This is a genomic window from Gordonia pseudamarae (assembly GCF_025273675.1).
GTDB classification, from domain to species: Bacteria; Actinomycetota; Actinomycetes; order Mycobacteriales; family Mycobacteriaceae; genus Gordonia; species Gordonia pseudamarae.
On sequence record NZ_CP045809.1, the window covers coordinates 2540611 to 2563157 of the forward strand.

Annotated in this window: 17 protein-coding genes and 1 pseudogene; 4 read left to right on the forward strand and 14 right to left on the reverse strand. The window is 67.5% G+C overall.

The genetic code is table 11. The annotated features are described in order from the left end of the window. Positions 1-157: 157 nt before the first annotated feature. The 3 genes from meaB to GII31_RS11270 are packed head-to-tail and all read right to left on the reverse strand — an operon-like array spanning position 158 to position 5345. Positions 158-1153 (reverse strand): methylmalonyl Co-A mutase-associated GTPase MeaB, encoded by a 996-nt coding sequence (meaB, locus tag GII31_RS11260; RefSeq protein ID WP_213249554.1) that lies wholly within the window; start codon positions 1151-1153, stop codon positions 158-160. After that, positions 1153-3432 carry a methylmalonyl-CoA mutase gene (gene scpA, locus GII31_RS11265; RefSeq protein ID WP_213249556.1) on the reverse strand — a complete coding sequence of 760 codons (2280 nt, stop codon included), beginning with the start codon at positions 3430-3432 and terminating at the stop codon, positions 1153-1155. The genes meaB and scpA overlap by 1 nt, the downstream gene beginning before the upstream one ends. Then, complete coding sequence (locus GII31_RS11270) at positions 3429-5345, reverse strand: methylmalonyl-CoA mutase family protein (RefSeq protein ID WP_213249558.1); 1917 nt, start codon at positions 5343-5345, stop codon at positions 3429-3431. Before GII31_RS11270 ends, scpA begins: the two co-directional genes overlap by 4 nt. A 108-nt stretch (positions 5346-5453) precedes the next feature. Here GII31_RS11270 and GII31_RS11275 point away from each other — a divergent pair, with 108 nt between their 5' ends. Continuing rightward, positions 5454-6281, forward strand: coding sequence for a TVP38/TMEM64 family protein (locus GII31_RS11275; RefSeq protein ID WP_246222226.1), 828 nt, complete (start codon positions 5454-5456; stop codon positions 6279-6281). A 24-nt stretch (positions 6282-6305) separates the two neighbouring features. Here GII31_RS11275 and GII31_RS11280 read toward each other — a convergent pair whose 3' ends face one another. The 3 genes from GII31_RS11280 to GII31_RS11290 form a co-directional block, all read right to left on the reverse strand. Further along, positions 6306-7778, reverse strand: coding sequence for an SPFH domain-containing protein (locus tag GII31_RS11280; RefSeq protein ID WP_213249560.1), 1473 nt, complete (start codon positions 7776-7778; stop codon positions 6306-6308). Positions 7779-7784: 6 nt separating this feature from the next. Further along, positions 7785-8213, reverse strand: coding sequence for an NfeD family protein (locus GII31_RS11285; RefSeq protein WP_213249562.1), 429 nt, complete (start codon positions 8211-8213; stop codon positions 7785-7787). Positions 8214-8396: 183 nt separating this feature from the next. Further along, a complete protein-coding gene (locus tag GII31_RS11290) occupies positions 8397-9251 on the reverse strand; it encodes a DUF3097 domain-containing protein (protein WP_213249564.1) in 855 nt (284 codons plus the stop codon). Positions 9252-9363: 112 nt separating this feature from the next. Here GII31_RS11290 and GII31_RS11295 point away from each other — a divergent pair, with 112 nt between their 5' ends. Then, complete coding sequence (locus GII31_RS11295) at positions 9364-10140, forward strand: hypothetical protein (RefSeq protein ID WP_213249566.1); 777 nt, start codon at positions 9364-9366, stop codon at positions 10138-10140. Positions 10141-10267: 127 nt separating this feature from the next. Here the strand turns inward: GII31_RS11295 and GII31_RS11300 are convergent, their stop codons facing one another. From GII31_RS11300 to GII31_RS11340, 8 genes and pseudogenes are all read right to left on the reverse strand, one after another. Further along, positions 10268-11281, reverse strand: a complete 1014-nt coding sequence (locus GII31_RS11300; protein ID WP_213249568.1) for a ferrochelatase — start codon at positions 11279-11281, stop codon at positions 10268-10270. 9 nt (positions 11282-11290) lie between these two features. After that, complete coding sequence (inhA, locus tag GII31_RS11305; RefSeq protein ID WP_213249570.1) at positions 11291-12124, reverse strand: NADH-dependent enoyl-ACP reductase InhA; 834 nt, start codon at positions 12122-12124, stop codon at positions 11291-11293. Positions 12125-12139: 15 nt separating this feature from the next. After that, a complete protein-coding gene (gene fabG1 / locus GII31_RS11310) occupies positions 12140-12937 on the reverse strand; it encodes a 3-oxoacyl-ACP reductase FabG1 (protein WP_246222227.1) in 798 nt (265 codons plus the stop codon). Between the two features lie 52 nt (positions 12938-12989). Further along, a complete protein-coding gene (locus tag GII31_RS11315; protein WP_260840457.1) occupies positions 12990-13964 on the reverse strand; it encodes a VWA domain-containing protein in 975 nt (324 codons plus the stop codon). 4 nt (positions 13965-13968) lie between these two features. Further along, entirely contained in the window at positions 13969-14907 is a 939-nt protein-coding gene (locus tag GII31_RS11320; protein WP_213249574.1) for a DUF58 domain-containing protein, read from the reverse strand. Beyond that, entirely contained in the window at positions 14894-16015 is a 1122-nt protein-coding gene (locus GII31_RS11325; protein WP_213249576.1) for an AAA family ATPase, read from the reverse strand. The genes GII31_RS11320 and GII31_RS11325 overlap by 14 nt, the downstream gene beginning before the upstream one ends. Positions 16016-16258: 243 nt before the next feature. Continuing rightward, a pseudogene (locus GII31_RS22505) lies at positions 16259-17795 on the reverse strand (NlpC/P60 family protein). A 156-nt stretch (positions 17796-17951) separates the two neighbouring features. Further along, positions 17952-18515, reverse strand: coding sequence for an Rv1476 family membrane protein (locus GII31_RS11340; protein WP_246222228.1), 564 nt, complete (start codon positions 18513-18515; stop codon positions 17952-17954). Between the two features lie 602 nt (positions 18516-19117). On the opposite strand from GII31_RS11340, the gene acnA reads away from it, so the two are divergent. Both acnA and GII31_RS11350 read left to right on the forward strand, forming a co-directional pair. Then, on the forward strand, positions 19118-21916 hold the full coding sequence (acnA, locus tag GII31_RS11345) for an aconitate hydratase AcnA (protein ID WP_213249580.1): 2799 nt from the start codon (positions 19118-19120) through the stop codon (positions 21914-21916). A gap of 7 nt (positions 21917-21923) precedes the next feature. Next, complete coding sequence (locus GII31_RS11350; RefSeq protein ID WP_213249582.1) at positions 21924-22490, forward strand: TetR/AcrR family transcriptional regulator; 567 nt, start codon at positions 21924-21926, stop codon at positions 22488-22490. Positions 22491-22547: the final 57 nt, after the last annotated feature.

Below are 22547 nucleotides of genomic sequence, written 5' to 3' on the forward strand. Positions count from 1 at the left end.
CGGGGCCGTGAACCCCGACGCCCACCGACGCCTCGGCCCACCCTTCACGGCCTCGGTCCGGAATCCGGTCCTCAGACCACACCATCCGGACCACTCAGCCAGGCAGCGCCACCTCACGAAATATCGAGGTTAACCCGGTGCCGTGCGCATTTAAGGGTCAATTCCCTGCTGTATCGAACGCTTCGACGATCTGTTGCGCCCCCAATGCCGGTGTGAGATCTCCTGTACCGACCTGTGATTCAATCGTCGAGCGCACGTCGCAGACGCGCTCGTTGGTGGCCAGCCGGGATAGGACCGTGTCGCGCACCATTGCCCACATCCAGTCGATTTGCTGGCGGTGGCGGCGGCGGTCGAACTCCCCCGCCTCGCGCAGGACGCGGTTGTGTTCGAGGACTGCCTTCCAGAAGCCGTCGACACCGAGGTTCTCGATGGCGCTCATGGTGAGGACCGGCGGTGTCCAGAGCGCGTCGTGCGGGTAGATCAGGCCCAGGGCGCTCTGTAGTTCGCGGGCGGCACCCTTGGCCTCGATCTCGTGTTTGCCGTCGGCCTTGTTGACGACGATCACGTCGGCGAGTTCGAGAACGCCTTTCTTGATGCCCTGCAACGAATCTCCGGTGCGAGCCAGGGTGAGGAAGGTGAAGGTATCGACCATCCGGGCGACCTCCACCTCGGACTGCCCGACTCCGACCGTTTCAACCAACACGACGTCGAAACCGGCGGCCTCCACCAGCACGATGGTCTCACGGGTCGCCTTGGTGACCCCGCCGAGCGTGCCCGAGGTGGGAGAGGGCCGCACATAGGCGTTCGGGTCCACCGACAACCGCCCCATGCGAGTCTTATCGCCCAGGATCGAACCACCGGTACGGGTCGAGGACGGGTCCACAGCCAGCACCGCCACCTTGTGACCCTGCGAGATCAGATGCATCCCGAGAGCCTCGATGGTGGTGGACTTGCCCACACCCGGCACACCGGTGATGCCGACGCGGAACGACCTGCCGGCGTGCGGGGTCAATGCCAGCAGCAGTTCCTGCGCGGCCTCACGGTGATCGGACCGAGTCGACTCGACGAGGGTGATCGCCCGGGCCAGTTCGGCCCGGCGATCGGCGAGCACCCCGTCGGTCAGCGCGGCGACGTCAATCGGGCGGGGTGCCATCAGCTCTCGTCGGCCCCCGCAGCCGCGGCCAGTTCGAGGTCGAGACTGTCGGCGAGTTTGCCGATCAACTCGACCGCCGAATCGGCGATCACGGTGCCGGGCGGGAAGATCGCCGCCGCACCGGCCTCGTACAGTTCGTCGAAGTCACCCGGCGGGATGACGCCACCCACGACGATCATGATGTCGGGACGCCCCACCTCGGCCAGGGCCTCCCGCAGCGCCGGCACCAGCGTGAGGTGACCGGCGGCCAACGACGACACGCCTACCACGTGTACGTCGTTGTCGGCGGCCTGGCGGGCCACCTCTTCGGGCGTGGCGAACAGCGGGCCCACGTCGACGTCGAATCCGAGGTCGGCAAAGGCGGTCGCGATCACCTTCTGGCCCCGGTCGTGGCCGTCCTGCCCCATCTTGGCCACCAGTACACGCGGGCGCCGGCCCTCGGCATCGGCAAACCGGTTGACGATGTCGATCGCCGCGTCGATGTTGCTCACCTGACCCGCCTCATGCCGGTATACCCCGCTGATCGTCTTGATCTCCGCCTGGTGGCGACCATAGACCTTCTCCAGCGCCTCGGAGATCTCCCCGACCGTCGCACTGTGCCGGGCCGCCTCGATCGCCAGCGCCATCAGGTTGTTCTCCATGCCGCCGTCCGACGACCCGGCGGCACGGGTCAGGTCGGCCAGCGCCGCCTGCACCGCGTTCTCGTCCCGGTCGGCACGCAACCGCACCAGCTTCTCCAGCTGCTCGGCCCGGACCTTCGAGTTCTCGACCTTGAGGACCTCGATCTCCTCGTCCTCGGTGACCTGGTATTTGTTCACCCCCACCAGCGGCTGCTGACCGGAGTCGATACGTGCCTGCGTGCGCGCGGCCGATTCCTCGATCCGCAGTTTGGGCAGTCCCTCGTTGATGGCCTGCGTCATTCCGCCCGCTGCCTCGACCTCGGCGATGTGCGCGCGTGCCTTCTGCGCCAGCTGATGGGTCAGCCATTCGACATAGTTGGAACCCGCCCACGGGTCGATCGACTGGGTGGTGCCCGATTCCTGCTGCAGGAGCAGCTGGGTATTGCGGGCGATACGGGCCGAGAAGTCGGTGGGCAGGGCGATCGCCTCGTCGAGCGCGTTGGTGTGCAGCGACTGGGTGTGTCCCTGGGTGGCGGCCATCGCCTCCACACAGGTGCGGGCCACGTTGTTGAACACGTCCTGCGCGGTCAGCGACCAGCCGGAGGTCTGCGAATGTGTACGCAGCGACAGCGACTTGGCCGACTTCGGGTTGAAATCGGCGACCAGCTCGCTCCACAGCAGACGCGCGGCCCGAAGCTTGGCGACCTCCATGAAGAAGTTCATTCCGATACCCCAGAAGAACGACAGGCGCGGGGCGAACTTGTCGATGTCCAGGCCCGCCTCCAGTCCTGCGCGGATGTACTCGACACCGTCGGCGAGGGTGTACGCCAGCTCCAGGTCGGCCGTCGCCCCGGCCTCCTGGATGTGATAGCCGGAGATCGAGATCGAGTTGAACTTGGGCATCTTGATGCTGGTGTACTCGAAGATGTTCGAGATGATCCGCATCGACGGCTTGGGCGGATAGATGTAGGTATTGCGGACCATGAACTCTTTGAGGATGTCGTTCTGGATGGTCCCGGCCAGCTTCTCCGGCGGCACCCCCTGCTCCTCGGCGGCCACCACGTACAGCGCCAGAATCGGCAGGACCGCACCGTTCATGGTCATCGACACCGACACCGACCCCAGGTCGATGCCATCGAACAGCTGCCGCATGTCCAGGATCGAGTCGATCGCCACACCGGCCATGCCGACGTCACCGGCCACCCGCGGATGGTCCGAGTCGTAGCCACGGTGGGTGGCCAGGTCGAACGCCACCGACAGGCCCTTCTGGCCCGACGCCAGGTTGCGGCGGTAGAAGGCGTTGGATTCGGCGGCGGTGGAGAAGCCCGCGTACTGGCGGATCGTCCACGGCTGGTTGACGTACATCGTCGGGTAGGGGCCGCGGATGAACGGCGCCGCACCGGGAATCGAGTCCAGGGGGTACGGATGCTCGGCGTCGGCGGTCACCGCGTCCCGGTCGCCGCGCGTGTAGAGCGGCGCGACCGCGATCTGCTCGGGGGTGTTCCAGGTGATCTGGTCGACCGTGTAACCGTTGGCCTCGGCGAGTTGCTGCACCGCCGCGGCGGACTCGTTGTCGGCCGGTGCCGGAGCGGCGTCACCCTCGAGTGCGACACCGCTGAAGTCCGGGATGGGGTCGGTGACCGGGTCGGTCTGGGTCATGACTGGTCTCCTGTCGAGCCGGACGTCTGTGTCTCAAGCTGGTCCACCAGGCCGGTCAGGGTGGCGATCGCGTCGATACCCACCTTGAGCGAACCGTCGGGCCCGTTCTCCGGGTCGGGCCATTCCGAGGCGGGTCCGGCGAGCAGGACCGTGGTCAGGCCGGCGGCGCGGGCGGCCGCGAGTACCGCCGGGCCGTCCTCGGCGTAGCGCTTCTTGGTGCCGCAGATGACACCGACCGAGGTCGGTGTGTTCGCGACATGACCGGCGATCTCCTCGGCGGTCACCGGTCCGGGGTTGACGCCGTCGATGCCGCCGGAGGCCAGCAGGTTGGACACGAACGTGGTCCGGCCGTTGTGTTCGGCCACCGATCCCAGCGGGATCATCAGCACCCGCGGGCGGGCACCGGTGGCTTCGAGCCGGGCGTCCGAACGGTCCCGCAGCTCTTCGAAGGCATGCCCGACGCGCACGAGTTTCGGGGTTCCGGTGGCCACGGCGCCGTCATCGGCGATGGCTCGCTCGATCGGCTTCTCACCCAGGTTGGGGAACTCGTTGACACCGGTGACCGACGTCTTGCGATGGGCAACCGACGTGTCGCGGGCAGCCAGTGCCGCACCCACCCGGTCGGTGATCCAGCCCGCGTCGAGCGCGGCCCGGTAGCCGCCGAGACCCTCGATCTCGGTGAAGATCGTCCACGCCGACGCCGCAAGCTCGTCGGTGAGCGACTCGACGAACCACGATCCGCCGGCCGGGTCGATGACACGGCCGAGGTTGGATTCCTCCAGCAGCAGCAGTTGCGTGTTGCGGGCGATGCGCCGGGAGAAGCGGGCGCCGGAGGTGCGCAGGTCGGCGGGGATAGCGCCATCGAAACCGAGGACGGTCACCTGGTCGGCCCCGCCCACACCCGCACCGAACGCGGCGATGGTGGTGCGCAGCATGTTCACCCAGGGATCGCGCTGGGTCAGCATCGACAGGTCGGTGACGCCGTGGGTGATCGCCGCGCCCGCATCGCGCTGCCCGACCACATCGGCCACCCGGGCCCAGATCTTGCGCAGCGCACGGAACTTGGCGATGGTCGCGAACTGGTTGTCGTCGGCCGAGACCGCGAACGTCACCTGTGCGAGCGCATTCGACGCGGAGACGCCCGCGGCGGTGAGATCGCGCAGGTGCGCCAGCGCCGCGGCGACCGTCAGGGCCAGTTGCAGGCTGCCGTCGGCTCCGGCGGTGGCGAAGTCGGCGCCGTCGACTCGGAAGGCCCGCACGGCCTGCCCCGACCCGACCAGTTCGGTCGCGAGTCCGGTGGCCTCGGCGGCGGTGATCGTCGGACGCCCGGAGAACGCGGCGGTCAGCGGCGAGAGACCGAGCGAGCCGGTGGTGGCCGCGGTCGGCCGGGCGGCGACCGGAGCCTCCTGCGCCGTGCGGCGCAGCTCCAGGTAGGCCCGTGCGGCGGCGGCCGCGTCGGCACCGGCGTCCAGGGTCACCGGGATCAGGTCGAGATAGACGCCGGTGAACACCTCGGCCAGATCGTCGGCCGACACACCGTCACCGACGGCCAGCCAGAGTCCGCTGGCGCCGTTGACGAAGGCGTCGAGAATCGACTCGTTGACCTCGGCGGCCGACCGGGTCTCACCGTCGCCGAAGCGCTCGGTCACGCGCCACCCGACGTTGACGTCGCGGTGCGGATCGGCGCCGCGGACGAACGGGTACTCGCCGGGAAGCCCGGGTTCGCCGGTCTCGTCCTTGCGGGTGTAGAGCGGCCTGATCGTCAGACCGTCGGCAGTGGTCGTGGCAAGCAACGACTCGGCATCTCCCGGAAGTTCATCGACCTCGACACGTCGCGACTTGGCCAATACGGCAGCCGCGGACGAGGACCACTTCCGGTACGCCTCGTCGAGGGAATCAGTCAACTGTGACATGTGGGGCAGGACACCTCCGTGAACCACTGTGTGTACGCGTACATGACCTTAGCCGATCGCTCGGTCGGTGTTTCGCTTGTGGTCTGTCAACGGCAGTAGTGTGGCCGGGTGCGACACACTGACCCGAGGGCGATTCGGACCGCCGTCGTCGGCGGCCTGGGCGCCCTGGCGGTCATCGCGGGGGCCTACCTGATCCCGCTGCCGCCCATCGGCAGCGTGCGCGACTGGGGCGACGGGCTGGGGCCGTGGTTTCCGTGGGCGTTCTTCACCGTGTCGGCCGTCGTCACCATCGCACCGATCCCCCGGTCGACGTTCACGGTGATGTCCGGGGTGTTCTTCGGGCCGATCGTCGGGTTCACCGGCGCGATGATCGCCTCCACGGTCGCGGCCGTGGCCGCCTTCCTGGTGGTCCGCCGGGTGGGCCGGGAGAAGGTACGTCCATACCTGCGCAAACCGATCGTGCGCACCATCGAGTATCGGCTCGAGCAGCGCGGCTGGCTGGCCATCGGGTCACTGCGGCTGATCGCCGCCTGCCCGTTCTCCGTCACCAACTACTGCGCCGGGCTGTCGTCGGTCCGGATCGTCCCCTATGTGGTGGCCACCGTCATCGGCATGGCGCCGGGCACCGCGGCCGTGGTATTCCTCGGCGATGCGCTGACCGGTCAACGCGACCCACTGCTGCTCGTGCTGACCGTCATATTCTTCGCCACCGGCATCGCCGGGTTGCTGCTCGATTCGATGCTGCCGGTGCGCACGATCCAGGCCACGTCACCGGCGGCGGCCGGAAAGGATCCCGCATCGACACGTTCCGGGGCAACCGATTCGGTGCGTACTGATTCGATGCGTACTGATTCGATGCGTGCTGGTTCGATGCCGACTGATTCAGCGTCCACTGATTCGGCGCGCACCGATTCGGCACCCACCGGCGGGGCGTGACCGTTCGGCCCGCCCCGGCGTGACTCACCGGCGCGGCGAGCCCTGCTGGCCGGGACCGGGCTGTCCCGGCCCCTGTAGCGGATAGCCGGAGCGCGGCGGCACCTGATACGGCGGCTGCTGCTGCGGTCCATGATAGGGCTGGGCGGGTTGTGGGCCGCCCGATTGCACATCCCAGCCCTGCTGGGCCTGCCGGTGTGGCCCCGCCGGCGGCTGGGCCGGCGGACCCTGATGCTGGAGCGGCTGTTCGGATCCGGGGTCCGGCTGGTGATCGCGCCCGGCGAACTGCGGGTCGGCGAAGCCCGATTCCCGCGCCGGTGGGACGGGATCGGACGGCAGCTGCGCCTGCTCCGCCGCGGTGTCCACCGCTCGCCTGTCCCTGCCCGAGGACCTGCGGGCGGGCTGCGCCTCGTCGACCGGAGTGCGTGCCACCGCCTCGGCCTCGGCGACGGCGGCGGCCACCTCGGGGTCGCGGGCCAGGGTGAACCAGTCGTCGATCTCGGACTCGTCGACCTCGGCGACCGGCTCGTCGTTGTTCTGATAGCGGAACACCCCGTCGTCGCCCTTCTCGGCGAACGACCGCGCGAAGCCCTGCAACGCCGAACCGAAATCCGACGGCACGACCCACACCTTGCTGCCCTCACCCTTGGCCATCTCGGGCAGTTGCTGCAGATACTGGTACGCGAGCACCTCGGGCGTCGGTTTGCTCGAGCGGATGGCGGCAAAGGTCTTCTCGATGGCCTTCGCCTGGCCCTGGGCGTTCAAGTACGCCGCCGCCCGGTCGCCCTGTGCGCGCAGAATCCGGGATTGGCGGTCGGCCTCGGCTTCGAGGATCGCGGCCTGTTTGGCACCCTCGGCCGCCAGGATCTGACTCTGCTTGTTGCCCTCGGCGGTCTTGATGGCGGACTCGCGCTGACCTTCGGCCCACAGGATGGTGGCCCGCTTCTCGCGGTCGGCCTTCATCTGCTTTTCCATCGACTCCTGGATCGACGGCGGCGGCATGATGGATTTGAGCTCGACCCGTGCCACCCGTAGACCCCAGCGTCCGGTTGCCTCGTCGAGTACCCCGCGCAACTGTCCGTTGATGGAATCACGGGAGGTCAGGGTCTCTTCGAGGGTCATGCCGCCGACCACGTTACGCAGCGTGGTGATGGTCAGCTGTTCGACGCCGATGATGTAGTCGTTGATCTCGTAGACGGCCGCGCGAGGATTGGTGACCTGGAAATACACGACGGTGTCGATCGACAGGGTCAGGTTGTCCTCGGTGATCACCGGTTGCGGCGGGAACGACACCACCCTTTCGCGGATGTCGACCCGGGCGCGGATGGTGTCGATGAACGGGACGAGCAGTGTGAGCTGCCCGGACACGGTGCGGGTGTAGCGGCCGAGCCGTTCGATGACGGCCGCCTCGGCCTGCGGTATCAGTGCGATCGACTTGGCCAGCACGGTGGCCACCAGCAGCACCAGGACGGCCAGTACCGTGAGTCCGACGATTTCCATGGTCGTTCATCCTCTCCACACGATGGCGACCGCACCGTCGATGCGCACCACGGTGACCTGTTCGCCCGGTTCGATCCGCGCACCGGGTTCGAGAGCCCGGGCCGACCAGATCTCGCCGGCCAGTTTCACCCGGCCGTCACGATCATCGACCACCTCGGTGACGATGGCGCCGGTGCCTTCGAGTGCTTCGGTGTTGCTCAGATAGCGCGGTCTGCTGAGCAGATGCCGTGTGGCGACCGGCCGCACCACCAGGAGCAGCAGTAGGGAGACGACCGCGAACACGATGCCGTCGACCCAGACCGGTGTGTCGAATACGGCATTGGTTCCGGCAGCCGCCAGCGCGCCCCCCGCCAGCATCAGCAGCATGAGATCGCCGACCATCATCTCGGCAACGGCCAGCAACACCGCGGCCCCCAGCCACAGCAGTGCGCTCATGTCACCAGTGTGCCACGATCACCGGCCACCTCGGGGCCGTCGCCGACGATCCCGCCGCCGTGGCGCGGCCGGCGGCAGACGGTCACCGGAGCGTCGGCATCGGCTCGGTCCGGCTGCCATTGCCCGCGTCCACCAGGGCCGGACGCGGTCCGGCGTTCGAATAGCCCGTGAAGCCGTCGAATCTCACGCGTCTTCGACGGCGGTCACGAAGTCGATCAGCTCCTCCACCGACCGCAGGATCGGCACCTCCAGATCGCGGAAGTCCTTCACCCCGGCCAGCACCCGCCGCCAACCGTCCTGCGGCGTACCCCAGCCGAGCTCGGTACAGATCCCGGTCTTCCAGTCGGTACCGCGCGGGATGCTCGGCCATTCCCGGATCCGCACCGACGCCGGCTTCACCGCCTGCCACACGTCGATATAGGGATGCCCACACACCAGCACGTGCTCGCCGACCGATTCGGTGAGCCGCGCCTCCTTCGAGCCCGCGACGAGGTGATCGACCAGTATGCCGGCGCGCCGGTGCGGACCCGGTTGGAAATCGGAGAGGGCGTCGTCGAGGTTGTCGAGGCCGTCGAGGCTTTCCACAACCACCCCTTCCACGCGCAGATCGTCTCCCCAGACCCGTTCGAGCAAGGTCGCGTCATGCACGCCCTCGACGAATATCCGGCTGGCCCGCGCCGTACGGGCACGCTGCTTGGGCACGGCCCGCGACCCCGAGGCGGTACGGGTCGGAGCGGGCGCGGCACCGGTGGCCGCCCGGCCGTAGCCGGCACGTTGCACCTTCGGTGTGACCAGGGTGACCGGTTTGCCGTCGATAAGGAACGCGGCGGGCAACATCAGGAACACGCGGGTCTGACCGCGACGATCCTCCAGCCGCACCAGGTCACCGGCATAGCTCTTCTCGAAGCCGACGACCGCGCCGCAGAAGCCGGTGGCGGCATCCTCGGCGACCAGGTCGAGTTCGGCGGCCACCTCGGGCACACGCGGTGTGGCGCGGCGCGGCTGCGCCAGGACGTCTCTGCCGTAACGATCACTCACCCGGACACCGTAGGACGCCGGACGCCCACCGCGGGTGACCCACGCCGAGCACGTGCCGGCTCGAATCTCTTGTGCTGCCCGCACATCAGCGGCCCGGTATTGTCGATGGTCTATGACCGGTACCGAACGTCTGCTCACCCCGTCGTGGCCCAGCTGCGCCGTCGGGGCATGGGCGGCCGCGTGGAAGGCGGGCGCCTGCTCCCCCGACGACGTCATAGACATGTTCGGCCGCGACGGGTACATCATCGACGACCGCACCGGACGCCTCGGTGCGATCACCGCCACGACACTGCTCCCGATCATCCGGACCGCGACCGCACTGAGCGTGCGACTGCCCGGGCCGGGTGACCCGCATGGCCTGCCGCCCGGCCCGGCCACCACCGCCGCCTTCGAGGCGGGCGAGGTACTGCTGCTCGACGATCCGGCGGGAACTCTCGCCCTGATACCCCGCGAGCACGACGGCCTGATCCGCTGGGCGGTCCACGAGTACACCGGCACCCTGCCCACCCCACCCTCGGATTCGGCTGCCGAACTCGAGTACGAACTACGCCAAGCGGTTTCCGAAGCAGCCGGACTACTGTCGGCGGCCGGACCACGCCTACGGGCGACCCCGGCCGACCTCCGGACCGAACTGCGCACCCTCACCGAACGCCTTCGCGTCGATGTCCCGCCCCACGAGGACACCCGGGTGTCCCGGATACTCGACTCGGCCGCCCAGATCGAGGCGATCGTGACGATCGCCCACTCCTCGGGCGCCGCCTTCGGCGACACCGCCGGCACGCACTCCTCCGGCGACGTCGAACTACGCCGGCTGGCCACCCTGACCCGCCGGGCCCGGGCCGCCGCCGTCAACCAGCTCATCTCCCGCCAACTCGCCGACGTCCACTGACTCACAGCCGTCCTCGCGCACTCGGTGACAGACCCGTCGTCGGGGACAGAGCCGCCGCCGTAATCTTCCCCGGCAGCACGCGGTGAGGCGCGGGTTCTACTATCGCTACACGCTCGCCCGGACCACGTCAGGAGCCGTGGCCGTTGTCCCCGACTCCCGGCGCGTCGAGGTCTCCCCCGCCGTCTGCGTAACGCTCGGAGAGGTCGGCGATCAGGGAGATGAAGGCCGGATCGGTGCCGACCGTCGCGGCGCGGACGAACCCGAGACCGCGTTCGGCGCACAGTGACGCGGCCTCGTTGTCGAGGTCCCACACCACTTCGACGTGGTCGGAGATGAAACCGATCGGGAATACCACCACCGATTGCCCGCCGCCGTCGGCGAGGGCTTCGAGGTGGTCACAGATATCGGGCTCGTACCACGGCACCTGCGGCGGACCCGAACGCGATTGCCACACCTGGTCGTAGTCGTCGATGCCGAGGCGAGCGGCGACCGCGGCTGAGGCGTCGGCGACCTGCCGGGAGTAGATGCCGCGACCGTCGATGACCGGGCCGTACCTGCGGTCGGCGTCGAGAGGTATCGAGTGGGCGGTGAACACCACCCTGGGCGCGGGATCGGCGGGTAGCGATTCGATCGCCTCGCGTACCGCGTTCGCGCAGGCGTCGAGGAAGTCCGGTTCGGCGCAGAACTGCGGCAGTTTGCGCAGCAGCATCGGGTCGACGGCGCTGCCCGGGATGCGCCGGGACAACTCGTCCACCGCGCCGGCGATGTCCTCGTGATACTGGGCCGAACCCGAATACCCACCCCACGCCGACGTCCCGAACACCAGTACCCGACGGTGCCCGTCGCGGTACATCTGTTCGACGGTGTCGGCGACCAGCGGATACCAGTTACGGTTGCCGAAGTAGATGGGCAGATCCCGCCCGCGCGCCGACAGTTCGGCATTCAGAGCGGCGATCATGTCGCGGTTGCACTGGTTGATCGGCGAACGGCCACCGAGATGGTAGTAGTGTTCGGCCACCGCCTCGAGCCGTTCCCGGGGAACCCCGCGTCCGCGGGTGACGTTCTCCAGGAACGGCATCACATCGTCGGGCCGCTCCGGCCCGCCGAACGACAACAGCAGCAGCGCATCAAAGGCTCCCACCGATATCGGCTATCCGAGGAAGTTCTCGGGGAACCACGTGTTGTGGCTGGCACCGCCGTCGACGTACACGATGGAGCCGGTGGTGCCGGGCAGCCAATCCGAGAGCAGCGCGACGACGCTCTTGCCGACGACGGTCGGGTCATCGACGTTCCAGCCGATCGGCGAGGCACCGTCCCAGTACTCGTTGAGCATGTTGAGCTTGCGCGCATCGTCTGTTGCTGTGCCCGAAATCGCTTTTGCGGCAAGCGTCTTGATCGGACCGGCGGCAACGAGGTTGGAGCGGATACGCTTGGCGTTGCCCACCTCGCGCGCCACGTACCGGTTCACCGATTCGAGCGCAGCCTTGGACACACCCATCCAGTTGTAGTCCGGCATCGCGGTGCGCGGATCGAAGTCCATGCCGACGATGGAGCCGCCCTCGTTCATCACCGGCAGCACGGCACGGGCCAGCGCCGCGTAACTCCACGCGGAGATCTCGAACGACTTGGCCACGTCGGGGCCGGGACCTTCGAGAAACGGCAACGCGTCCGGACCCATCAGGGTCTTGGGGGCGAAGGCGATCGAATGCACCACCCCGTCGATACCCTCGGGAGCCAGCTCGGCGACCTTTCCGGCGAGCGCACCGAGGTCCTCCTCGTTGGTGATGTCGAGCGGGATCGCCGGCGGCACCTCCTGCGGAAGCCGCTTGGCGATGCGGTCGATGAGCCGCAGCCTCTCAGGGATGCCGGTGATGATCACCGTGGCGCCCTGCTCCTGCGCCACCGCAGCGGTACGGAAGGCGATCGATGCATCGGTGATGATGCCGGTGACGAGGACGGTCTTGCCGTCGAGAATGCCAGTCATGCGTTGGTTCCTCCCCTAGTTACCCATACCCATACCGCCGTCGACCGGCAGCACCGCCCCGGTGATGTAGCCGCCCTCGTCGGAGGCCAGGAAGCTGATCGCGGCGGCCACATCCTCGGGCTTGCCGGTGCGGCCGAGCGGGATGGCCTGTTTGGCCATGTCGATGTAGCGGTCCTCCATCGCCGCGGTCATGTCGGTTTCGATGAAACCGGGCGCGACGACGTTGGCGGTGATGTTGCGCGAGCCGATCTCGCGAGCGATCGAGCGGGCCATACCGATCAGGCCGGCCTTGGATGCGGCATAGTTGACCTGGCCGGGGATACCGGACATCGCGACCACCGACCCGAGGAAGATCATCCGGCCCCACTTGCCGCGCTGCATGCCCTTGGTGGCGCGTTTGGCGCAGCGGAACGCGCCGGTGAGGTTGGCGTCGATCACCTTCTCGAACGACTCCTCCGACAGCCGCATCAGCAGCATGTTGTCGGTGATGCCCGCATTGGCCACCAGCACCTCGACCGGACCCTGGTGTGCCTCGACCTCGGCGAAGGCCTTGTCGACCGAGTCCGCGTCGGTGACATCGCACCGCACACCGAACAGGCCGTCGGGTGCGCCGGAACCTCGGTGGGTGACGGCCACCTTGTGTCCGTCGGCGGCCAGCCGCCGCGCGACGGCCAGGCCGATGCCGCGGTTGCCACCGGTCACCAGTACCGATCGCGGGGTTGCTGCCGGGCCGGTGCCGCGGCTGCCAGCGATTACCGACTCTGATCGCGGGGTAACTGCCGGGCGCGCGGGAACGTCAGTGCTGTCTGCCATAGATCTAGAACCTATCGGTCGTGAAGAGGAGGCCGGTCGGCGGTACCCGCCATTACGGTAGGCGCCGGTTGATGAGCAGGGCGGCGAACGCCGAGATGAGGGCGAGCAGTGTTCCGGCGATCAGCCACGGCCGCGAGTTGTCGCCGCGACGGGTCTCGTAGCCGATGTCCTTCTGCAGCTTCTCGTAGACGCGGTTCAGTTCGTCGAGGCTGGCGGCGGTGAAGAACTCGCCGCCGCTGATGTTGGCGATCTTGCGCAGCGACTCGTCGTCGACCGGTACCGGCACCTGGTCACCCTCGAGGTCGACTGTGCCGCCCATCGTGCCGAACGAGATCGTCGAGACGGGGATCTTCTCCTCTTTGGCCTTGCGGGCGGCGGTGAACGCCCCGCGCGGATTGTTGGGGTTGTCCGGCACCGTTTCCTTGCCGTCGGAGAGCAGGACGATGCGCGCGGGGGGCGCGACCTTGTCACCCCCGAGGACGGTGTTGAGTGTCTGGATCTGCTGGATCGCGGCGAAGATGCCCTCGCCGGTGGCCGTCTTGTCGGCCAGTTGCAGCTTGTCGACGGCGGCTTTGGTGGCGGTGTGATCGGGCGTGGGCGAGACCAGCGTCGAGGCCGTGCCCGCGTACGAGATCAGGCCGAGGTTGATTCCCTCGGTCAGTTCGTCGGCGAATTTCTTGGCCGCCGCCTGGGCCGCCTTGATCCGCGACGGCGCGACGTCGGTGGCGTTCATCGACCGCGACACGTCTATCACCAGGATCACGGTGGCCTTGTTGCGCGGCACCTTGCGGTCGGCCTGCGGACCGGCCAGCGCGACCGTCAACAGCAGCAACGACACCACCAGCAGGGCGATCGGCACATGCCGCAGTGGGTTGCGCTTGACCGGGGCGACCCGGTTGAGGACGTCGAGGTTGGCGAACCGCAGGGCCCGCCGGGTCCGCAGCCGCTGGATGTAGACGTAGATCCCGGCCAGTGCCGCCACGACGAGCGCAAGCAGCAACCACGAGGGACTGGACATGTTGGACATCGGTTCAGCCCACCCCCGCTGCCATACCGCGGCGGCGAGCCCCGACGAACCGGACGGTGTCGTTGACCCAGTCCCGGTCGGTGCGCAGCGACATCACCGATCCGCCGCAGCGGCGAATGGTGCGGCCGACGTCGGCCCGATGGGCGGCCGCGGCCGCGGCGTAGTCCTGGCGCACCCGTTCGGTGATGTTGAAGTCGCGGACTTCCCCGCTCTCGGCGTCGGCGAGGGTGACCTCGCCCACCGCGGGCAGTTCGAGGTCGCGCGGGTCGAGTACCTCGACACCGAGCAGTTCGTGGTGCGCACCGATCGCCCGCAACGGCCGGTCCCAGTTGATGGGGCCGAGGAAGTCACTGATCACCACCGCCAGGCCGTGTCGGCGCTGGGGCCGGCGCAGGGCGTCGATCGCCCCGTGCAGATCGCCTCGCACGCCGGGACTGGTGCGGGTGGTGGTGGCGATCGCCTTGAGCAGTGCCCGGGCGTGGGCCCGCCCCGACGCGGCGGGCACGCGGACCAGCCGGTCACCGGTGGCGATGATCGCCCCGTGCCGGTTACCGCCGCCGGCGGTGAGGTGCACGATGGCGGCGGCCGCGGCCACCGTCAGATCACGCTTTGTGCAGCGGGTGGTGCCGAAATCGATACTCGCCGACGCATCGACGACCAACCAGGTCTCCAGTTCGCGGTCGGCGATCATCTGCCGCACGTGCGGCTCGGTGGTACGTGCGGTCACCGACCATTCCATGCGACGGATGTCGTCGCCGGGCTGATACGGCCGCGCCTCCCCCGGCTCGGATCCCGGGCCGGGTATCAGTCCGAGGTGTGATCCCTGCAGCACGCCGTCGAGTTTGCGGCGGACGGTGAGTTCGAGGGTGGTGAGCGCGGCGGTGAGCTGCGGGTCGTTGAGCAGTCCTGCGTCGAACGACGGCAGATCGCTATTGGCCGCCATAGTGGTGTGCCGCCTGATCGTTGGGGACCTGGCCGTTCTGCTGCGCCGGTGACGCCTGGTTCTGGGGATACCCGGTCGGGGTGGCGGCCTGGGTGCCCACCTGCGGGAGACCGACCGTCTGCAGGACCCGGGTGATGACCTGATCGGCATCGACCTCGTCGGCGAGCGCGTCGTAGGACAGCACCAGCCGGTGCCGCAGAACGTCGGGGATCATCTCGACCACGTCCTGCGGGATCACGTAGTCACGGCCCCGCACCAGTGCCAGCGCCCGTGCGGCGGCGACGATACCGAGGGTGGCGCGCGGCGAGGCACCGTAGGACAGCCAGCCCGCCACGTCGGTGAGACCGACCTCGGCGGGGCGCCGGGTGGCGTTGATCACGCGCACGACGTAGTCGACCAGCGCGTGGTGCACGAACACGTTGCCGGCGACCTTCTGCAGCCGGACCATGGTCTGCGGGTCCAGGATCGGCGACACGGTGGGCACCGAATTGCCCATCCGGTACACGATCTCGCGTTCTTCCTCGACCGACGGATAGCCGACGAGGACCTTGAACAAGAACCGGTCGCGCTGCGCCTCGGGCAGCGGGTACACGCCTTCGTTCTCGATCGGATTCTGAGTGGCCATCACCAGGAACGGGTCGGGCATCGGGTAGGTGGTACCGCCGATCGACACGTGCCGTTCGGCCATCACCTCCAGCAGCGCCGACTGCACCTTGGCCGGTGCGCGGTTGATCTCGTCGGCGAGCAGGAAGTTGGCGACGACCGGGCCAAGCTCGGTATCGAACTTCTCCTGCCCCTGCCGGTAGATGCGGGTACCGATGAGGTCGGTGGGCACCAGGTCGGGGGTGAACTGGACGCGCGAGAAGCTGCCGCCGATGACGCGGGCGAAGGTTTCCACCGCGAGGGTCTTGGCGACGCCCGGTACACCTTCGAGCAGGATGTGGCCGCGGGCCAGCAGACCCACCAGAATCCGTTCGATCAATTGGTCCTGACCGACGATTACCCGCTTGACCTCGTAGATCGTGTGTTCAAGCAGCGCGGTGTCTGCGTCGCTGAGCGTGGCCGCACCTGCTGCGGCCGGGTCGGTGTGTGACTGCGGGGAGGTCAACCGTTGGCTCCTGTTCTGGGGTGTCGCACGGCTCTGCTCGTGTGTCGGTGCTCCAGCCTAGTCATGCCGACTGAATTCTCGCCAAGAAGCAAGGTTTCGGCGACCCGCGATGTACCTGGTTGATGGAAGCGCCGGTCTGGTGACGGCGGAGCGTTCGTTGTCTGGACCAAGAAGCGGGAGGGAGCCTGCGACCGAGTGCGACGAGGGAAGACAACGATCAAGCGGAGCTGTCAGCAGACCCATTCAGAGCAGGCGTACGACCATCGGCATGGCACCGTCGGTGCGCAGGGGCGAGACCTTCACGATGGATCCGGACTGGGGCGCCTCGACCACCTTGCCGTCGCCGAGGTAGAGCGCGACATGCTGACTGGCGTTGGGGCCGTAGAAGACCATGTCGCCGCGCTTCATCTGCGCGAGCGGCACGTGGGGGCCGGAAGTGTACTGGTACCCGGTGTAGTGCGGCAGTTCGATGCCGACGCCGGCGAAGGCGTAGATCATCAGCCCGGAGCAGTCGAAGCCGATCTTGTTGTAGTCGCCGTAGCTGTCGGCGACCCCGCCGTCGCGGATGCCCTGGGTGGGTCCGTTGGCGTCGCCGCCGCCCCACGCGTAGGGCACGTTGAGCTGCGAGAGTGCGCGGTTGACGATCACCTCGATGGCCTGGGGTCCGCGCAGGCCGGGGCGCAGGACACCTCCGCCGCTGGATCCGGTGCTGCCGAACAGGGTGGCCGCCGACCCGGTCTGGAGTCGGGAGACGATGTTGTTGGGACTGCTGCTGCCGAGGTCGGCACCGCCCAGGCCGAGTTCGTCCAGGAGCGCAGAACGCGGGAGTTGCTGTTGTCCGATGAGCGAGGCGAGGACCTGCTGTCCGGTGTCCAGCAGGAGTGCGGCCGCGGCGTCGGCGGCCATCTTGATCGCCGGGTTGTCGGTGCCGAGCAGTCCGACGACCACGTCGCCGACGCTGTTTCCGCCCCCCACCGAGACGGTTCTGTCTGCGGGAACAGGTGTGTCCAGATCTGCCTTCTTGCGTCCGGCTTTGCGGAGTTCGGCGAGTTGCCGCTGGATCCCGTCGCGTTGCCGGACGAGCGTATTGCTGCTGTTGCTGCTGTTGCGCGAGCTGCGTCCGGACCTGGGTCACCGAGGTGATCGCGTCGTCCTTGCGGGCGGCGGCGCCGGTGGTGGCGACTGAGGCCTGCCTTCTGGTGGCCTGGGCCGCGGCGAGGCGGTTGGCCCGTTGATTGCGGGCGACCTGAAGGCGCTTGATGATGCCCTGCTGGTGCCGGCCGATCTGGTTGACGGCGGTCATCTTGTTCAGGATCGCGTCGGGGTCATCGGCGGAGACGTATGTGGTCATCGAGCCGCGGTTGTTGCCGTGCCGCTGCACGGTGCGGATGAATTCGTTGAATTCTTCCTGGGCCTTGTCGACGGCGTCGATGGACTGGGCCAGTTCACGCCGGGCGCCTTTGGCGGCGGTGTCGGCGAGCTGTTGCGCGGCGACGGCGTTCTGGTAGTCGACGATGGCCTTGTTGACCTGTTCCTGCCGCACGGCCACCGCGTTGTCGAGGTCGGCGATGTTCTGGTCGACACCGGCGATCTGGTTGATCAGTCGCGCTTCATGGGAGGTGGCCTGCTGCGTCTTCGACGGCGCGCCGTGGACGATGCCGACACTCATGCAGGTGCTGAGCAGGACCACGATCGCGGTTCCCCAACGGAGCAGTCGCGGCGCAGGTGCGTTACGTCGCGTCGCCAATGATCTCCCCGCCTTTGTCCACCGGTCCACCATGTCACATGTGCAACACAACACCCATGAGACACTCCGTTAACAATAGGACGGTACGTCACATCTGTCGCAAGGCAAACTATCTTAGACAAATTACTTCCGCGTAACTTTCGTGCAGCATGCCGTGCGCAGGGCAAAGACGATCGACCGAGACCGGGATCAATGCGGCAACGCCGACGACGAGGATCCACCGGCCGGCCCCGCCCCGGGTGCGGCACCCTCGGGAGCGGCCTGGGCGTCCTGCTCACCCGGCCCCGCTGCGTCGGCCTGCGCGCCACCCCGACGGCGACCCAGGACACGGGCCGCGGCACCGCCGATGACCACAATCAGGACCAGTATCAGCGTGACCACGGTCCAGTTGATCGACGGCTCGGTCATCTTCTCGTACATCTGCTTGGCGGCCTGGGTCTGATCGGTGAACTTCAGGTTGTCGGTGGCCTGCTCGAGCGTGACGCGACTGAACTCGTTCGACGCGCTGCCGCCCGCGTTGGGGCCGATGACGATCACTGTGCCCGAGGTCTCCTGCTGCAACGCCGTGGCGATGTCGCGGTAGTTGGTGAACACCGGCTGACGTTCGGTGAGCACGACGAAGTGGACGTCGTATCCGTCCTTTTTCGCCTGTTCCACCACCTCACGCAGCGCCGGCACCTGCTCGGCGGGCGCGGAGACATTGTCGTCGGCCAGGTCCTTGCGCAGCGGGCCGAGTTTTATCCCCGTGCCCACCTGTGTATTCCTGGGATGGGGCGCCGCCAGGGGTCCGATCGACAGGTGCTGCGCCGGGTCCGACCCGTTCGCGTGTGTCCCAGTGCTCTCGGTCCCAGTACTCACTGCCACTTCCTCGGTGTCGTCACGTTGCGCGGAGATTAAGATCGCGTCCCCGGGCATCCCGGGCCGCGACCGCAGCCCTTTCCTGAGTCAAAATGTAGATGCTCGGGCGGTACGTGACACACACCGCACATCCGGTCGGCGTGTTCGACGATGACCGAGTTGTAAACCGTACGCGCGTACTGTTATGATGATGAAGTCGCCGCCCGCCGACGACCACGCCCCCGATCACCGTGTCCGCGTCATCCGCCTGCGAGTTGCTCCACCTCTCTTCGGTAGACAAACAGTTGGCAAATGACCGGCCAGACACGGACAACGGTGGCAAGCTCGATTCAGAGGCCCCCTCCGGGGGGCCGGGGTTCCCCACGGGGAGTTCGGTCCACGCGCCCAGGCACGGACTTTGCACGACGCCGACGCAGCCCGTCGGCCGGATCGACTTCGGAAGATCTACCAATACGCACCGACGCAGCCCGTCGGTCACGAGGAGAGTGGAATACAACGTGAGTATCAATTCATTCGGCGCCCGCGGGACCCTGGAGGTCGGCGACGAGTCCTACGAGATCTTCCGGCTCAACGCGGTCCCCGGCACCGAAAAGCTCCCTTACTCGCTCAAGGTGCTCGCCGAGAACCTGCTGCGCACCGAAGACGGCGCCAACATCACCACCGAGCACATCAACGCCCTCGCCAATTGGGACCCGAGTGCCCAGCCCAACATCGAGATCCAGTTCACGCCCGCCCGCGTGATCATGCAGGACTTCACCGGTGTGCCCTGTGTGGTCGACCTGGCCACCATGCGTGAGGCCGTCACCGCCCTGGGCGGCGACCCCAACAAGGTCAACCCGCTCTCGCCCGCCGAAATGGTCATCGACCACTCGGTGATCCTGGACGTGTTCGGCCGTGCCGACGCCTACGAGCGCAACGTGGAGCTGGAGTACGAGCGCAACTCCGAGCGCTACCAGTTCCTGCGCTGGGGCCAGGGCGCCTTCGACGACTTCAAGGTCGTCCCCCCGGGCACCGGCATCGTGCACCAGGTCAACATCGAATACCTGGCCCGCACCGTGATGGTGCGTAACGGTCAGGCCTACCCCGACACCTGCGTGGGCACCGACTCGCACACCACGATGGAGAACGGCCTGGGCGTGCTGGGCTGGGGCGTCGGCGGTATCGAGGCCGAGGCCGCCATGCTCGGCCAGCCGGTCTCGATGCTCATCCCGCGTGTCGTCGGCTTCAAGCTGACCGGCGAGATCCAGCCCGGCGTGACCGCAACCGACGTGGTCCTGACCGTCACCGACATGCTGCGCAAGCACGGCGTCGTCGGCAAGTTCGTCGAGTTCTACGGCAAGGGCGTCGCCGAGGTGCCGCTGGCCAACCGCGCCACCCTGGGCAACATGAGCCCCGAGTTCGGCTCCACCTGTGCGATCTTCCCGATCGACGAGGAAACCATCAACTACCTACGGCTCACCGGCCGCGACGACCAGTCCCTGGCCCTGGTCGAGGCCTATGCCAAAGAGCAGGGCATGTGGCACAACCCCGAACGCGAGCCGGTGTTCTCCGAGTACCTCGAACTCGATCTGGCCACCGTCGTCCCGTCGATCGCCGGACCCAAGCGTCCGCAGGACCGCATCCTGCTCGCGGAGTCCAAGGTCGCCTTCCGCAAGGACATCCACAACTACGTCGAAGAGGGCCTGACCCCGGCCCACACCAACGTCGACGAGGCCGTGGAGGAGTCGTTCCCGGCGTCCGATCCGGTCACGCTGAGCTTCGCCGAAGAAGACGCGGTCATCGTCCATTCGGCCGCCAACGGTGCCGAGGGCCGCCCGACCAAGCCGGTCAAGGTGATCGACGAGGAGCGCGGCGAGTTCATCATGGATCACGGCGCCGTCGTGGTCGCCGGTATCACCTCGTGCACCAACACCTCCAACCCGTCGGTCATGCTCGGCGCGGCCCTGCTGGCCAAGAAGGCCGTCGAGAAGGGCCTGTCGACCAAGCCGTGGGTGAAGACCAACATGGCTCCCGGTTCGCAGGTGGTCACCGACTACTACGAAAAGGCCGGCCTGTGGCCGTACCTGGAGAAGCTGGGCTACTACCTGGGCGGCTACGGCTGCACCACATGCATCGGCAACACCGGTCCGCTGCCGGAGCAGATCTCCAAGGCGATCAACGACAACGACCTGTCGGTCACCGCTGTCCTGTCCGGTAACCGCAACTTCGAGGGCCGCATCTCCCCCGACGTCAAGATGAACTACCTGGCCTCGCCGCCGCTGGTCATCGCCTACGGCCTCGCCGGCACCATGGACTTCGACTTCGAGTCACAGGCACTCGGCCAGGACACCGACGGCAACGACGTGTTCCTCAAGGACATCTGGCCCTCTGCCCAGGAGATCGACGACACCATCAAGCAGGCCATCAGCCAGGACATGTTCCGCAAGTCCTACGCCGATGTGTTCAAGGGTGACGAGCACTGGCAGAACCTGTCCACCCCCGAAGGCGACACCTTCCAGTGGGGCGAGGATTCGACCTACGTGCGCAAGGCCCCGTACTTCGACGGAATGACGATGGAACCGGCCCCGGTCAAGGACATCAAGGGCGCCCGGGTGATGGCGGTCCTCGGCGACTCGGTCACCACCGACCACATCTCGCCGGCCGGCCCGATCAAGCCCGGCACCCCGGCCGCGCAATACCTCGACGCACACGGTGTGGCCCGCAAGGACTACAACTCGCTCGGCAGCCGTCGCGGCAACCACGAGGTGATGATCCGCGGCACGTTCGCCAACATCCGCCTGCAGAACCAGCTGCTCGACGGTGTGTCCGGCGGCTACACCCGTGACTTCACGCAGGAAGGCGGCCCGCAGTCGTTCATCTACGACGCCTGCGAGAACTACAAGAAAGCCGGTATCCCGCTGGTCGTTCTCGGCGGCAAGGAGTACGGATCGGGCTCGTCGCGTGACTGGGCCGCCAAGGGCACCGTCCTGCTGGGCGTCAAGGCAGTCATCACCGAGTCGTTCGAGCGCATCCACCGCTCCAACCTCATCGGTATGGGTGTGGTTCCGCTGCAGTTCCCCGAGGGCGAATCGCACAAGTCGCTGGGCCTGGACGGCACCGAGGTCATCGACATCGTCGGCATCGAGAAGCTCAACGAGGGCATCACCCCGGAGACGATGCGAGTCACCGCCACCAAGGAGGACGGCTCGGTCATCGAGTTCGACGCCAAGGTGCGGATCGACACTCCCGGCGAGGCCGACTACTACCGCAACGGCGGCATCCTGCAGTACGTGCTGCGCAACATGATCAACAGCTGAGCTGATCGTGCCGAAGGTCAGTGATGACCGGCTCGCCGCGCGTCGTCGGGAAATCCTCGACGGCGCGCGGCGGTGCTTTGCGGAGTACGGCTATGACGGTGCGACGGTGTCCCGGATAGAGAAGGCCACGGGACTCTCGCGCGGGGCGATCTTCCACCACTACAAGGACAAAGAGGCGTTGTTCCTCGCACTCGCCCACGAGGACACCGAACGGATGGCCGACGTTGCGGCCGAACAGGGTTTGGTACAGGTCATGCGCAATGTACTGGCCAACCCGGCCGACTTCGACTGGCTGGCCACCCGGTTGGAGATCGCCCGTAAACTGCGCACCGACGATTCGTTCCGGGCCGCCTGGCTCGCGCACTCGGCCGAACTCGACGCCGCCACCCATGCCCGGCTCGAGCGTGGCCGGGAATCGGGCCGGCTGCGTGATGACGTGCCCACCGACGTGCTGCAAAGCTACCTGGATCTGGTGCTCGACGGACTGATCACCCGACTGGCGTCGGGGCAGCCCGCCGATGACCTGACCGCCGTGCTCGATCTGGTCGAGGAATCTGTGCGTATCGAGCGGTGACCATGGCAGTGATGGCGGCGCGATACTCGTGTCGTTCAACCGACGGGACGCTACCCG

What these genes read in the sequence shown, in the direction of transcription:
- GII31_RS11270 (WP_213249558.1), bottom strand. Translation starts at nt 5,345, where the DNA reads ATGTCACAGTTGACTGATTCCCTCGACGAGGCGTACCGGAAGTGGTCC.
- GII31_RS11320 (WP_213249574.1), bottom strand. Translation starts at nt 14,907, where the DNA reads ATGGCGGCCAATAGCGATCTGCCGTCGTTCGACGCAGGACTGCTCAAC.
- inhA (WP_213249570.1), bottom strand. Translation starts at nt 12,124, where the DNA reads ATGACTGGCATTCTCGACGGCAAGACCGTCCTCGTCACCGGCATCATC.
- GII31_RS11315 (WP_260840457.1), bottom strand. Translation starts at nt 13,964, where the DNA reads ATGTCCAACATGTCCAGTCCCTCGTGGTTGCTGCTTGCGCTCGTCGTG.
- GII31_RS11285 (WP_213249562.1), bottom strand. Translation starts at nt 8,213, where the DNA reads ATGAGCGCACTGCTGTGGCTGGGGGCCGCGGTGTTGCTGGCCGTTGCC.
- GII31_RS11295 (WP_213249566.1), top strand. Translation starts at nt 9,364, where the DNA reads ATGACCGGTACCGAACGTCTGCTCACCCCGTCGTGGCCCAGCTGCGCC.
- GII31_RS11280 (WP_213249560.1), bottom strand. Translation starts at nt 7,778, where the DNA reads ATGGAAATCGTCGGACTCACGGTACTGGCCGTCCTGGTGCTGCTGGTG.
- fabG1 (WP_246222227.1), bottom strand. Translation starts at nt 12,937, where the DNA reads ATGGCAGACAGCACTGACGTTCCCGCGCGCCCGGCAGTTACCCCGCGA.
- meaB (WP_213249554.1), bottom strand. Translation starts at nt 1,153, where the DNA reads ATGGCACCCCGCCCGATTGACGTCGCCGCGCTGACCGACGGGGTGCTC.
- scpA (WP_213249556.1), bottom strand. Translation starts at nt 3,432, where the DNA reads ATGACCCAGACCGACCCGGTCACCGACCCCATCCCGGACTTCAGCGGT.